Consider the following 13,793-nt stretch of genomic DNA (forward strand, 5'->3'; position numbering starts at 1 on the left):
TCAGTTGTCCTCTTCCCCATTAAGATGTTTGTTCTCCAACGACTGCTCTTGCGGCCGCCTGGATTGGTCTTGCCGGTCATCCGCCGGATCTAGATCGCTGTCCCACACGCCCTTGGGCAGGCTTAGCCACTTGTTGTGAGACTTCATCACAACAAAGGTCTCGCTGCCGCGAATGACGCCGGGCTCTGCTAGGCCTGGAAGCAGTTCACTGGTCACTCGGTAAAGTGCATCCATGTCGCCTTCGAACATCACTTCGCAAATCAGGTCATATCGACCGGTCACGATGCTGACCGACGTTACAAAAGGCAACTCCGATATCTTGCGTGCGACTTCGTCCAATCGGCCATTCGCATACGCATTGATGCCGAGGATGGCGACGGTGAGCTCCGGCCGCTCCGACACGTTCACCAGTCCTGCAATCTTCAGCAGTTTCTGCTCGATCAGCGATTTCAGCCTCGCGCGCACGGTGGGCGGGCTAAGCTCGAGCCGCGTCGCTATCTGATTGGCGCCCTCCCGCGCATCGGTTGAAAGCAGCTTGACGAGCTTTCGATCTATCTTGTCGAGCGCCACGCGCATGATCTGCTGCCTCCGATATAAGCGTAACTTCCCGGAAGAGCGCGCAATGTCAACTGGATTTTCTATATAGAAAATTCTCACATGATAATTTTTCAATACGCAACAATCTTGCTACCCAAAATCATCGTGAGAGGATCATCTCTAAGTTTATCGATGCGCATCCGCCGAGCGGTCCGTTGATGCACATCTGCTTCTCACGTGCCATTACTGATGCCTGCGGCATTCAGGTTGCGAGAAGATTGTCGAGGCGAAACGGTCTGAAAAGTTCGGCTTAAGAGTGAAGCGTTCGAAGCCGCTCTCGGCTAACTCAACCGCAAACGTTCTGGTTATGTGGATGCCCGTTTATTTCCAACCAATCGTGCTTTCTTAGGACGCACTCGGATCGAACCTAAACTCGGTCACTTATCCAGAGGCCAAAGAGGACGAGGAACGTTGATGTAAGGCCGCAGCTCCGCGCGCGGCGTTGCCAGTGCGCCGCTGTCGCAGACGATCACCTTGCCTGCGATGGGCTCGAAAGCGGCGCGAAAATGCTGCATCGACTTAAGTGCCAGGATCGCGCGGGTCGTGGGCTCGATGCCGAAGGCGCGGAGCTGCTGCAGGTCGACCATCTGCTGCGCTTCCGATACGATCAGCACCTCAACGCCATTTGCGCCGAGAACGGCGGTGGGCCCGAAGCTGTGGGCCAGACCACCTTGGATCGGACCATCGCCGACATAACGGCCTTCCGAAAGCCTGTTGATCACGCCGGTCACCGTCAAAGGGCCTCCGCCGAAGCGCGGATCGCCCTTTCCGCCCAGCGTCACGGTGACGGTGTCACCTTCGCTGTGCTGATGCAGCTCTTCTGCGGCCTGTGCGTCGACCATCGGGGCGAACACCGCGTTTTTCACGCCCGCTTCGAGCAATCCCTTCAGGAGCGCGGGGGCGTCGCCATAAGAGCCGGCACCAGGATTGTCGGCATAATCGGCGATCACCAGAGGCTTGTCGCCGCGCCAGACCACTGCCTCGCTAGCTGCTTCCTCCACGCCGATAAAGACGTTGCGCTTGTGCTTGCGGCCTTCCCAAATCCGGCTCGCCAGTTCCTCCACTATCCGTTTGGCGGCAGCTTCGGCATCAGGGTCGCCGCTGTCATAGGTCGCGAGAACTGTCGGACCGACACAGGCGACATCCGCGCCGGTAAAGGCGGCGTTGACCGACACCACAAGCAGGCCCTCGGCCTCGGCTTCGCGGGCGCGGTCATAAAGCGCCAGCGTTTCGGGAATGTCGGTGCGGCCCGAATTGGCCTCGTCGAGCATCGGCACATGCGCTCTCACAGTGCGTGGGCTGATCTCGCGGCTCATGGCGCGTTTGAGGATGCGCGCGGCATGCGCCCCCACCTCGCGCATGTCGACATGCGGATAAGTCTTGTAGGAAACAAGAATCTGCGCGTTGCGCACCATGGCTTCCGACACCATCGCATGCAGATCAAGCGTCACGGCAATCGGTACCTCAGCGCCAAGTTCGGTGCGGAGCAGTTCGAGGAGATGCCCTTCGCCGTCCTGGCAGAAGTCGGGCACCATTGAGCCGTGCAGGCCCAGAAGAACCCCGTCGAGGCGGCTCTTGTTTGCGCGCGCTGCGTCCAGGATCACGCCGGCAATGTGGTCATAGGCAGTTTTGGTGACCCGGCCGCCTGGCACCGCATGCGCCGATATCGCGTGGATGACATTCCAGCCTGCTTGTTCCGCAACATCCATAAAGCCGGCGAGCTCCGTGTTGGCGTGCCGCCGCACGCGGATAGCGTCGGCGCCATAATGCAGCGTATCGATCTCGAACTGCGGCAAGCCGGTGGATAGCCGCGAGAACGTGTTGCTTTCATGCATGAACTCGCAGGTAAGAACGGTGAAGCTCATTAAGCTTTCCTACTGCGCGAGGCGCACGCGATGGGTGGCGCCGATTGAAACGAGCTGGCTTGGTTCGACATTTTCGTGAGGATCGGGTTTGCGCGACACATCCGGCGAAAAGCGCGCGTTGCGCGGGATCTCCGCTGCGTCCGGCAAACCGCGATCACCGCTCAGAATGGCGTCGGGATCGGGAACGGAGCCGATCAGGCGGCGCGTATAAGGGTGTGTGGGGCGGCTGAAGATCGAATGCCAGTCGCCTTCCTCCACGACGCGACCGAAATACATAACTGCGACCCGGTCGCTGACATGTTCCACCACGCTGAGGTCGTGCGAGATCATGATGTAGCTCAGTCCCAGCGTTTCCTGCAGGTCCATCAGGAGGTTGATGATCTGGGCCTGGATAGACACGTCGAGCGCCGACACCGGCTCATCGAGGACCAGGATCTTCGGGTCAAGCATCAGGGCCCGCGCGATGCCGATGCGCTGGCGCTGCCCTCCGGAAAATTCGTGCGGATATCGGTCGGCGTGGTCGGGCGTGAGGCCAACACGGCTGAGCATGTCGGCAACACGGTGGCTGGCTTCGCTTCCATGGGCGATGTCATGCAACGCAAGTTGGGCGGCCAGAATGCGGCCGACCGTTTGGCGCGGGTTAAGCGAGGCATAAGGGTCCTGGAACACCATCTGCGCGATGCGCGCGCGCTCCTTGCGCGTCGGCGCGTTTGGGCCGGTCAGCGGCTTGCCCTTGAACAGGATTTCGCCGGATGTGGGTTCCTGCAGCCCCATGACGGACAAGGCCGTGGTGGACTTGCCGCAGCCGGACTCGCCCACGATCGAGAGACATTCGCCCTCGTTCAGGGTCAGGCTGACGCCCTGCACCGCTTTCAGCACGCGCGTTGAACCGAACAGAAACGGCTTGGGCAGCGGGAAGTGAACGGTGAGATCGCGGATTTCCAGAAGCGGCGTGCTCATCGGCCGGCCTCTGCCAACATGCCGCGCGGCGTGACCAGTGTCGGTGCATCTCGGCCCCGCTGTGTGTCTGCCACGAGCTCGTCGAGTTCAGTTAAGCGGCCGCGCTCGGAAATTGTCCGCGATCCCAAGCGCGGCCGGGCGGCCAACAGCCCCCTTGTGTAGGGATGAAGCGGCGTTTCGAAGAGCGCTCTCGTGTCCTGTTCCTCCACCAGCCTGCCCCGATCCATGACACCAACGCGACGGCACATATTGGCAATCACACCCAGATCGTGGCTGACCAGCAGCACGGCGGTTCCTTCTCGCTGGCAGAGTTCGGCAATTAGCTTCAGGACCTCTGCCTGCACCGTTACATCGAGTGCAGTTGTCGGCTCGTCGGCGATCAGCAGATCGGGACGGCAGGCCAGCGCAATGGCGATCATGACGCGCTGGCGCATTCCGCCCGACAATTGATGGGGATAGGAGCGCGCACGTTCGTCGGGCGCCGGCACATGTACGGTTTCCAGCGCTTCAACGGCCTTTAGGCGCGCCTGCGCCCAGCTCAAGCCCCGATGAACAACGAACATTTCGGCGATCTGGCGGCCCACCGTCGCAAGCGGATTGAGCGCCGTCATCGGCTCTTGGAACACCATCGCCATTCGGTCGCCGCGCAAACGGCGCCGTTCGCGCTTGTTCAGCTTCAGCACGTCCTGTTCGCGAAACAGGATGGAGCCGCCCGTCACCTGCAGCGGCCGCTTCAGCAGTCCGAGCACGGACAGGCCGGTGATGCTTTTGCCTGAACCGGATTCGCCCACCAGCCCGTAGGTTTCGCCCGGCAGGATGTCGAAGGAAACGCCGTGAAGCAGGTCGCTCTGGTTGCCGATCCCGATGCGCAGATCGCGAACCGACAGGATGGAGGCGGGAACAGTCTTGCTCATGCTCGGCGTGTCCTCATATGCGGATCGAGCAGGTCGCGCATTCCGTCACCGAGCAGGTTGAAGCCAAGCACCGTGATGAAGATCGCAAGACCGGGGAACACGGCCGCCCAGGGTGCGGCGCGCAGCAGTTCGCGCGCGTCGGTCAGCATGTTGCCCCAGCTCGGCTGCGGCGGGCGGATGCCGACGCCCAGAAACGACAGCGCCGCTTCCGCCAGAACCGCGCCGCCGATGCCAAGCGTTGCCATCACCAGAACGGGACCGATGATGTTGGGCAGGATCTGGGTGCGCATGATGTTGCCATCGCCGAACCCGGCTACCTTGGCGGCCTGAACGAAGCCCTGGTTCTTCAGCGACAAGGTCGAGCTTCGCGCGATGCGGCAAGTCCACGACCAGTTGGTGAGGCCGAGCGCAATCAGGAGGCTTGGCAGGCCGGGCCCCAGAACCGCCATGATGGCGAGAGCGAAAACCAGCGATGGGATGGCCAGCATCACATTGGTCAGGCCGTTCACGAGATCGTCCCACCAGCCGCCGAAATAGCCGGCCGACACACCAAGTGCTGTGCCGATGCACGAGTTGATCAGTTGGGACACCAGACCAACGGTGAGCGACACCTGCGCGCCGTAAAGAACGCGGGAGAACACGTCGCGCCCCTGCCCGTCCGTGCCCATCCAGTGCTCCCAGCTCGGGGGCATCTCGGAATTCATCAGATCTGCGTCGATGATCGGGTGGTAAGGAGCGATCCAGGCGGCGAAAACACCGGCAATGATCACGATCGCAGCGAGCAGCAGCCCGAGAACGAGGTTGAAGCGCAGCCGCATGGATCAGGTCACCTTGATGCGCGGGTCGATCGCGGCATAGGCCACGTCTACCAGCATGTTGATGACGAGAAACCACAGCACGATCACGATCACCGCGCCCTGGACGACCGGGATGTCGCGCGCGGCCACGCTGTCCACCAGCAGCGATCCGATGCCCGGCCAGGAAAACAGTTTCTCGATCACGATCGCCTGCCCCATCAAGGAGCCGACCTGCAGGCCAAGCGTGGTGAGAACGAGAACGAGCACGTTGCGCGCCACATGGCCGCGAACCAACCTCGGCTCGGATAAGCCCTTGGCGCGCGCGGTGCGCACGAAATCGGCGTTCATCACGTCCAGCACGCCCGCGCGCGTGGTTCGCGCCAGAAGCGCCATGGGCGAAACGCCGAGCGCGATCGCCGGCAGGATGATGTGCCGGATGCTGTCGGCCTGATAGCCGAAGGAGGGCAGCCAGCCGAGTTGAAGGGCAAAAACATACATCAGAAGAAGACCGAACCAGAACTCAGGCAGCGACAGGCCCGAGATCGCCAGCATCATCGTGCCACTGTCGATCATGCTTCCCGGCTTCAGTGCAGCAATGAAGCCCAGCGGAATGCCGATAATTGCCGCAAAAAACATGGCGGCCAGCGCCAGCTTGATCGAGGGCCAGAGACGCGGCTCGATGACGTTCCAGACCGGCTCACGCGTCCGGTAGGAGATGCCGAGATCGAATTGCGCCAGGCCCCACAGATAATCCCCCAGGCGCACCAGAAGAGGCTTGTCCAGACCAAACTGCTGATTGAGATGTGCCATGACATCCGCATTCGTGGCGTTGCGCCCCTCGGACATCAGGCTCGAAATAAAGGAGCCGGGTACGACGCTGAAGATCACGAAAATGATCAGAACAACAACCAGAAGGGTTGGTATGATCTGTAATGTACGGCGAAGAATGAAGCGCAACATGCGCGATGTCTGCCTTTCATGAAGCGGATTGGGGGCGGTGGCTGATATCGGCTTGCGATATCAGCCACCGTTCACGTGCCGCTACTTGCGCGAAGCCGGTGCGTCCGCGTCGATCCAGATGTCTTCGTAATCCTGGATCGCCAGTTCCATGGAGTTCGGCTTCAAGCCATGAACCCAGGGCTGATAGGCCATGACGGCCTTGTTGTAGTTGAAGAACCAGACCGGCGCTTCTTCCTGCAGGACATTGTTGGCCTGCCGCAGAATGTCGGCCTGCTTGGCCGGATCGGTCTCGCTGCCCGCTTGTTCAACCAGCTTGTCGAATTCGGGGTTGGAGAACTTCACGTAGTTACAGGCGGTCTGCGACGTCTTCGAATAAAAGCAGGTCAGATATTTCAGCGCGTCCGGGCCGGACGAGTTCGACCAGATGAAGGTTTCGAAATTGTCGGACAGGATCTTGTCCGAAAGAACGGCGCTTTCCACCGGATCGGTTGTTACCTGCACACCGACCTTCGAAAGCATGGGGATGATCGCTTCCACGATTGGAACGCCCCAGCTTTCGTTCGGCGTCGCGGTCACGGAGAAGCTCAGGCCGGTTTCATAGCCGGCTTCCTTCAACAGCTCCTTGGACTTTTCGGGATCATAGGCGTAAGGCTCGGCATTTCTGTCAAAGGCCGGTGAGGACACCGGCAGCCAGGACACGGCCGGATAAGCCTTGTTCTTCAGGAGCTTCTCGACGATCAGGTCCTTGTTGATCGCGTAGTTAATCGCCTGGCGGACGCGCTTGTCTTGAAACGCTTCGACTTTGGGATTGAAGCCGATATTGCGCGTGTAGACTTCGGCCACTTCAAGGATGTTGTCCTTCAGCGCGTCATCCTGCCCATAGGCTTCATACTGAACCGGGCCGAGGATGTTGACGTCGATCTCGCCATTGCGGAACGCGACGTCGCGCGCCGAAGCCTCGCCCATCAGCATGATGTCGAGCTTGTCGAGATGCGGCTTGCCTTCCTCGAAATAGTCTTCGAACTTCACCAGCTCAATCTTCGAGCCAGCAACGTAGTTCGCCATCTTGAACGGCCCCAGCCCATTCGGTTTGGAGGCAAGCTGGTCCTCAGCATAATCCTTGGAATAGATTGGCGCATAGTTCGACATCAGGTTCCAGCCGGGATCGGCCAGGTTGGTGACCGTGATCTCCACCGTCATATCGTCGATCTTCTTCAGCCCCGAAATCTGGTCGGCGGTGCCGGCCTGGAATTCGGACACACCTGCGATCTGCAGCATCTGTTCTGCGCCAGGCAGCGCCTTTTTCGGATCGGCCAGGCGGTTATAGGACCAAAGCACGTCATCGGCGTCCAGCTTGTCGCCGTTGTGGAACGTGGCTTCCTTGAGCTTGTAGGTGTAGGTTTTGCCGTCGTCCGACTTCTCGACGCTTTCCGCGAGATCGAGTTCCGGCTGACCTTTTTCCGGGTTCCACTTGTAAAGCGAGCGATTGAGCGCCTTTGCCACGATCTCGTCTTGCGTGTGCGGCGTGGCGGTGATGTCGAGAGAGGTGATGGAATTGCCATAAGGCGCGGTGAACACGAGTTTGCCGCCATCCGTGGGCGTGGCGTCCTGCGCCATGGCGATTGTCGCCGTTCCCAGTGAAAGCGCTGCGATCAAGCCAAGTCTGGTCAACATAGTTCCCCTTTTTTTCTGGTTGTTGCCGTTTCTTCGCGGGCACGCCGCGTGGCGCGCTCAAAGTCGTTCGTAAACGATCCTCCCATCCACGATCGTCATGTCGCACCGGGTTGAATGAAGAATTGTTTCGGGCTCGGCCGTCAGCAGGTCGTTGGAGAACACCGCGATATCCGCGAGCATTCCCGGTTCGAGCCGGCCTTTCACCTGCTCCTCGCCTTGCGAATATGCGCCGTGCTCGGTGTAAGCGCGCAAGGCCTGTTCTGGCGAAAGGATTTCGGACGCATCCATGACCGTTCCCTTGTGCGTCTTGCGCGTCAGCATGGCGTAAAGGTCTGGAAACGGATTTGGCGAACAAACCGGCGAGTCGCTGCCGGTGGACGGCTTCATCCCAAGCCGGTCCCATGTGGCGATCGGATAGGATCGCATTCCGCGCTCCGGCCCGAGTACGGCAAGATAGGCATCGCCAAAATCGTAGATGAAGGCTTGCTGCGGCGCAGGCAGGATGCCGGCTGCGAGCATGCGCTGGTTCAGCGCGTCGTCCACATACCCGCAATGCTCGATCCGGTGGCGATGCCCATGCGTCGGGTCGGCGGCACGCACGCGTTCATAAGCGCGCACGAGCTGATCGATGGCCGCATCGCCGATGCCGTGGCAGACCATCGTGTAGCCGAGCGCGGTATAATGGTCGACCAGCTCGAACAGGCGTTGGTCCGACAGCATCTGCACGCCGCGATTGTCGGGCTGGCCGACATAAGGCTGGCGCATCCAAGCTGTTCGCCCGCCCGCCGAACCGTCGGTAAAGATCTTGACGCCGCCGATGCGAAACATTGCGCTGCCGGCGCCTGTCGTGAGTCCAAGTTCATGGCAGGGTTCCACGATCGAAGAGCCGGGATCGCCCAGAAGCGTCGCCCAGACCCGAACCGGCAAGCGCCCTTCCCGCTCCGCCCGCTGATAAGCTTCGATCTCGGTCATACCGTCGATCTGCCCGACGGCGGCATCCATGCAGGATGTAATGCCGAATTGAAGCAGATGCTCACCGCCCGCCTCGATCGCCGTCATAATCTCGGCAAGCGAAGGCGTCGGCTGGACGTTGTGAACAAGGTCCTGCGCATTTTCCGCGAGCATTCCGGTCAAGCGACCATCCGCCCGCCCGATCACGCCGCCATCCGGATCCGGCGTGTCGGCATCTATGCCTGCGCGCTCCAGCGCCAGTGAATTCACGACGCTGACATGGCCGCAAGCGCGCGTGACGGAGACGGGATGATCAGGCAAGGCCGCATCGAGTTCGTCGACGGTTGGCATCAGTCCGTCGTCATAGCGCGTCTGGTCGAACCCGCGGGCTGTAACCCATTCGCCCTTCGGAGTCTGCGCTGCGCGTTTCTGGAGAGCGGTCATCAGCGCGCTGCGCGTCGGCGCGGCATCGGCGGTCGCATCGACCTTTCCGCGCAGGAGCCCGGTGGAAATCAGATGGAGATGGGCGTCGATCAGGCCGGGCATGGCAAAGCGGCCGGCGAGGTCCACGATCCTGGTGTCAGGCCCAATCAGTGCTGCAACATCAGCGTTCGAGCCAGATGCCAGCACCGTGTTGCCGCCGATCGCGATCGCTTCCACGATCGGGTTGCCGTAGCCGGTCCATATCTTGCCTCCCTGCAAAACAAGATCGGCGTGCCTGTCGGAAGTCATTGTTTCTCCGTCCCCTCCCCAAGCGCCGCGCGGATACGACGCTTCTTTGCCGACGAAACACTGCCGGCATGTTCAAGCTGCGCGTCATCTCTGTTGGATCACGCTGGCGCTCAATCAGTCCCCTCCCCAGGGTGCGCCGACCTCATAGTCTCCAAACTTTTGCCGCAAAGGCAATGCCGCTTTGATCATTTTCCGCGAAGTAAATGCTTCACCGGCCGCGGATTTCGTTCGAACACGCTTGTGCGGGTCAGGCTGCCTGCGCAGCCGAACTGCTCCCATAATAGCGGCCAAACCGGTTGTTCAGGAATTCAGGGAAGCTCACTTCTTCCTGCCGCACGAAACCGCTTTGCGGCAGTTTGCCTGATGCCAGCATATCGAGCACGGTGCAGATGCCGGCTGCCGTGGTGATCTGGATCGCGCTGTAAAGCGTGCCGCCAATTATGCCGCTGTAGATCTTCTGGGCATGCGTTTCCTGCACGAGACGACCCGCCTTGTAGCCGCTGACGGTGACGAACACGATCACGACATCCTGGCTGGTGACCGGCAGGGACTTTTCCAGAATGTCCTTCAGCATGTCGCGGCGATTGCGCAGGTTCAGGTCGTTAAGCAACGCCTTCATGATTGCGGCATGTCCGGGATAGCGGATCGTCTTGTAATTCAGCGTTCGCACTCGGCCAGCATAGGTTTCGCACAAGGTGCCCAGCCCGCCCGACGTATTAAAGGCCTCGTAGGTCATGCCGTCGAGCGAGAATTCCTCGCGCTCTTCCATGGCCGGCACCTTGGTCAGGTGCCCTTCCACCACGGCTTCGCAGGGCTCTATATACTCGTTGATGACGCCGTCCGTGCTCCAGGTCAGATTGTAGTTGAGCGCGTTTGACGGATATTGCGGCAGCGCGCCGACACGCAGCCGAACGGTCTCCAGCTTGTCAAAGCGCTGTGCAAGATCGTTGGCGAGGATCGAAATATAACCCGGCGCTAGCCCGCACTGCGGAATGAAAGCCGATTTCGCGCCATCGGCGAGCTGCTTCACATGGCGCGTGGAAGCGACATCCTCGGTCAGATCGAGATAATGGATGCCGGCGGCCGCCGCCGCATCCGCGATCCTGGTGGTGAGGTGAAAGGGTGCGGCGCTCAGAACGGCGAAGCAGCCGGCAAACAGGTCGCCGAGTGCCGCGGCGTCCGTGATGTCGACCACCCGCGTGGTGATGGCGCTGTGCTTGCCAATCCAGTCGAAGCGGCTGGCATTGCTGTCGCAAAGCACCACGGCGTAATCGCCTGTCTCGGCCAGCATGGCGGCGATGGTGGAGCCAATGTTTCCCGCACCGACAACAACGACCTTCTTCATGTTCAAGCTTTTCCCGATGTAAACCCCTTCCACAAGCAAGTCATTTGCCGCTTGGCTTTTCAAACCGACTGATTGATAAAAATGCCGGACATTTCACATCACTCTGCCGAATGAACTGGACATTTTGTCTAATGAACAAGGATGAGGAACTGCTTTCGTACCTGGGTGAAAACGCCCGCATGCCAGTGGCGGAGCTGGCGCGCAGGCTGAAACTGTCACGCACCACCGTGCAGGCGCGCATTGAGCGCCTGGAGCGCACCAAAGTGATCGAGGGCTATACGCTGCGCCGCGGCGCATCGGCCGAGCGCGCGATGGTCAAGGGACATGTTCTGATCACGGTGAAGCCGAAATCAGCGGCAAGAACGATCGCGGAGCTTTCCACGATACCTCAGGTGCGTACCCTGCATTCCGTCAGCGGCGCGTTCGACCTGATCGCGATCGTGGCGGCGGAAACGGTTGAAGCGCTGGACAGGATCATCGACGCCGTGGGCGACCTCGAAGGGGTGGAGCGCACCCAGACCTCCGTGATCTTGGCCACCAAGGTGGATCGCTGAGGGCAGCCGCTCAGGACGCGCGCTGTGCCTTCAGCCAGTCCGCAAACAAAGGACGGCTTGCACCACCCGGGCCCTGAACCGCGGTAGCGGCGCAAAGCGCGTTTAGGATCGCTTCTTCCGCGGCCTCGCAGGCAGCGCGGAACATTTCGTCCATCCGATGGTCCGACAGGCGCTCCATCGCAACGGTATCGACGTCCAGATGGTGGGCGATGCGGTTTGCTGTGGTGAAGCCCAGCACGATATCCCCGCTGCCGTGGCCCCAGAACGCGCCGAGCCGCGCAATGCCGGCACCCGCTCGCCGGCAGATTCGCTGCAGCTGGCGATGGTCCACCGCAACATCGGTGGCGAGTACGATGATGATCGAGCCTTTCTCGGACTGAGGCGGCTGTTTGGGATCGGCGCGCCTTCCATCGGGCAGGATGAGATCGCCAGCCCTGCCAAAATTTGCCAGCACCAGCACGCCGAGATGCCGCGCCTCCCCGGCCAGACGGATCACACGTGAAGCCGTGCCGATGCCGCCCTTGAAGCCGAAGCACACCATGCCGGTGCCCGCCCCGACCGATCCTTCCGCAACCTCGCTGCCTGCAGACGCGATCGCGGCCAGCGCGTCGGCTTCAGTTACGGCCATCGCCTGAATGTCGGACAAGACCCCGTCATTACACTCGCAGACAACCGCGTTGAGGGTCGATGTCTTGCGACCGATATCGGGATTCTCAGCGATCCCATACCGGATCAGCGCGTTGACGCAGGTGCCCACGCCGAACGTGTTGGTGAGCAGGATCGGCGTTTCCAGCGTGCCCAGTTCCGCCACCTGAACGAGACCGGCGCTTTTTCCGAACCCGTTGATCACCTCCACCGCTGCCGTGAGCTTGTTTTGGAAGAGGTTGCCGGGCTGTGGGATGATGGCGGTCACGCCCGTATTAATGTCGCCTGCTTGTACCGTGACATGACCGACCTGAACGCCCGCGACATCAGTGATCGCGTTGCGCGGTCCCATCGACATGGTGCCGACTTTCAAGTCGAAATCGCGAAATCCGGCCACAATGATCCTCCCAAGTTCAACATAGGCGCCGTATTGAGCTAATTTCCATAGGCGCATGAAGGCAACGTAGATGCTTTGCAAAAAGCATCGTCGCTAGTTCAGTCTGCAGTTCCCAATCATGGCCTTTCCGAAGCGCACCACCGGCGCGATGATGTCATCCAACCTTTTTAGCCGAAACGGACTAGATCAGTTCACGCCAAGCTCGTGACCACAGAGACAAAGAACCCGCTTGCAAGCTATGCCTAGCTTCAGACGTACTGCAACGGGATGTTCTCGCGAAGTATGAGCTCGATCTTCAGGTGCTGAAGGTGATGGTTGCGAGTGCTTGCTTGAGCCACACCGTTAAAGTGCGCCAGGGTTGCGCTGATCACTTGATCCGGATCCGAATTGATCACCGCATCCATCGTGCCCTCTATCAGAAGTCGACGCGTGTCATGGGTTAGTCCATGGCCGATAAACACAATATCTCCACTCTTCTGCTTCTGGGTCAAAGCGCGGGCAATACCGTCTGAAGAGCCGCCGACATTGTAGATGCCGACTAAATCTGGATGCTGTTCGATCAGCGCCAAGGCATGCTGATAGTTTTCATTTCGGTCATCATGCCCCTCGCGCATGCCGATCACCTCAATACCTGGCTGGAGTTCTTCGATCAGGCTCAAAAACCCAGTCTCGCGCTCGGAATGAGCTCGGTATGTTCGGCTTCCTGCAACCAGCGCAACGCTTCCCTTTCTGCCACCGCAAAAGCGGCCGAGCAGATAGGCGGCCGTTCGTCCGGCAACCTGATTATCGAGACCGATATAAGTCTCGCGGGCAGGATGCGGCAGATCCGACACGATGGTGACCAACCGTGTTCCCGAGGCGCCCACCTCCTCAATCGCTTCGCGCACGAGAGGGTGATCGATCCCCATAAAAGCTATACCATCGGCCCAGCGAGCATGCTGCCGAATGCCTGCTGCAAGCGCTTTTGCGTCAAAACTGTCGATGAAGAAACACCGGATAGGCGGCTGGTCGCGAGAATGCGCATCTGCCACCGCACGGACCTTTTCACCCAGCAGCCGCAGGTAGGGGTTGGTGCCCATTGGGAGGAGGAAGACGATGTTGGGTGGTCGTGGAGCGGCCAGCTGCTCGTGTGCCTCAGGGTTTAGATAGCCAAGCTCTACAGCTGCTTTCAAGACACGCTCGATCGTTCGGCTCGACACCCCCTTGCGGCGGTTAAGGACGCGATCCACCGTTGCCAAAGACATATGAGAAGCAGCTGCAATATCGGCCATCGATGCCGGCCCGTCGATTGGTGACATTACCTCAGAAAACCTCAGCATTTGCGATTTGACGTGATGCTTTCTGCTCCGTAGCCTTTTGTCAACGGGAGGAGGATTGGCGTGGAGTTGCGCCGGTCCCAGAC

At 60.3% G+C, this 13,793-nt stretch carries 12 protein-coding genes; 1 reads left to right on the top strand and 11 read right to left on the bottom strand.

Features of this window, described 5'->3' with window-relative positions:
- The 9 genes from JYU29_RS10675 to JYU29_RS10715 all read right to left on the bottom strand — a co-directional run bounded on the left by JYU29_RS10675 (window position 1) and on the right by JYU29_RS10715 (window position 10,795).
- Window positions 1-576, bottom strand: coding sequence for an Lrp/AsnC family transcriptional regulator (locus tag JYU29_RS10675; RefSeq protein ID WP_213984776.1), 576 nt, complete (start codon window positions 574-576; stop codon window positions 1-3).
- 398 nt (window positions 577-974) lie between these two features.
- Window positions 975-2,462, bottom strand: a complete 1,488-nt coding sequence (locus JYU29_RS10680; protein ID WP_213984777.1) for a M81 family metallopeptidase — start codon at window positions 2,460-2,462, stop codon at window positions 975-977.
- A 9-nt stretch (window positions 2,463-2,471) separates the two neighbouring features.
- Window positions 2,472-3,422 (bottom strand): ABC transporter ATP-binding protein, encoded by a 951-nt coding sequence (locus JYU29_RS10685; RefSeq protein WP_250157338.1) that lies wholly within the window; start codon window positions 3,420-3,422, stop codon window positions 2,472-2,474.
- Window positions 3,419-4,336 (bottom strand): ABC transporter ATP-binding protein, encoded by a 918-nt coding sequence (locus JYU29_RS10690; protein ID WP_213984778.1) that lies wholly within the window; start codon window positions 4,334-4,336, stop codon window positions 3,419-3,421. The genes JYU29_RS10685 and JYU29_RS10690 overlap by 4 nt, the downstream gene beginning before the upstream one ends.
- Window positions 4,333-5,154: an ABC transporter permease gene (locus JYU29_RS10695; protein ID WP_213984779.1), complete on the bottom strand. Its 822-nt coding sequence runs from the start codon at window positions 5,152-5,154 to the stop codon at window positions 4,333-4,335. The genes JYU29_RS10690 and JYU29_RS10695 overlap by 4 nt, the downstream gene beginning before the upstream one ends.
- 3 nt (window positions 5,155-5,157) lie before the next feature.
- Window positions 5,158-6,093, bottom strand: a complete 936-nt coding sequence (locus tag JYU29_RS10700; protein ID WP_213984780.1) for an ABC transporter permease — start codon at window positions 6,091-6,093, stop codon at window positions 5,158-5,160.
- Between the two features lie 81 nt (window positions 6,094-6,174).
- On the bottom strand, window positions 6,175-7,767 hold the full coding sequence (locus JYU29_RS10705; protein ID WP_213984781.1) for an ABC transporter substrate-binding protein: 1,593 nt from the start codon (window positions 7,765-7,767) through the stop codon (window positions 6,175-6,177).
- 57 nt (window positions 7,768-7,824) lie between these two features.
- Window positions 7,825-9,450, bottom strand: coding sequence for an amidohydrolase (locus JYU29_RS10710; protein ID WP_213984782.1), 1,626 nt, complete (start codon window positions 9,448-9,450; stop codon window positions 7,825-7,827).
- Window positions 9,451-9,697: 247 nt separating this feature from the next.
- Complete coding sequence (locus JYU29_RS10715; protein WP_213984783.1) at window positions 9,698-10,795, bottom strand: saccharopine dehydrogenase family protein; 1,098 nt, start codon at window positions 10,793-10,795, stop codon at window positions 9,698-9,700.
- Between the two features lie 131 nt (window positions 10,796-10,926).
- Here JYU29_RS10715 and JYU29_RS10720 point away from each other — a divergent pair, with 131 nt between their 5' ends.
- Window positions 10,927-11,349: an Lrp/AsnC family transcriptional regulator gene (locus JYU29_RS10720; RefSeq protein ID WP_250157339.1), complete on the top strand. Its 423-nt coding sequence runs from the start codon at window positions 10,927-10,929 to the stop codon at window positions 11,347-11,349.
- 10 nt (window positions 11,350-11,359) lie between these two features.
- Here JYU29_RS10720 and JYU29_RS10725 read toward each other — a convergent pair whose 3' ends face one another.
- Window positions 11,360-12,394 carry a DmpA family aminopeptidase gene (locus JYU29_RS10725; RefSeq protein WP_431192856.1) on the bottom strand — a complete coding sequence of 345 codons (1,035 nt, stop codon included), beginning with the start codon at window positions 12,392-12,394 and terminating at the stop codon, window positions 11,360-11,362.
- Between the two features lie 245 nt (window positions 12,395-12,639).
- Window positions 12,640-13,662 (bottom strand): LacI family DNA-binding transcriptional regulator, encoded by a 1,023-nt coding sequence (locus tag JYU29_RS10730; protein ID WP_213984785.1) that lies wholly within the window; start codon window positions 13,660-13,662, stop codon window positions 12,640-12,642.
- Window positions 13,663-13,793 lie beyond the last annotated feature (131 nt).

Origin of the sequence: Tianweitania aestuarii, assembly GCF_018457165.1 — a bacterium.
Lineage (GTDB): Bacteria > Pseudomonadota > Alphaproteobacteria > Rhizobiales > Rhizobiaceae > Tianweitania > Tianweitania aestuarii.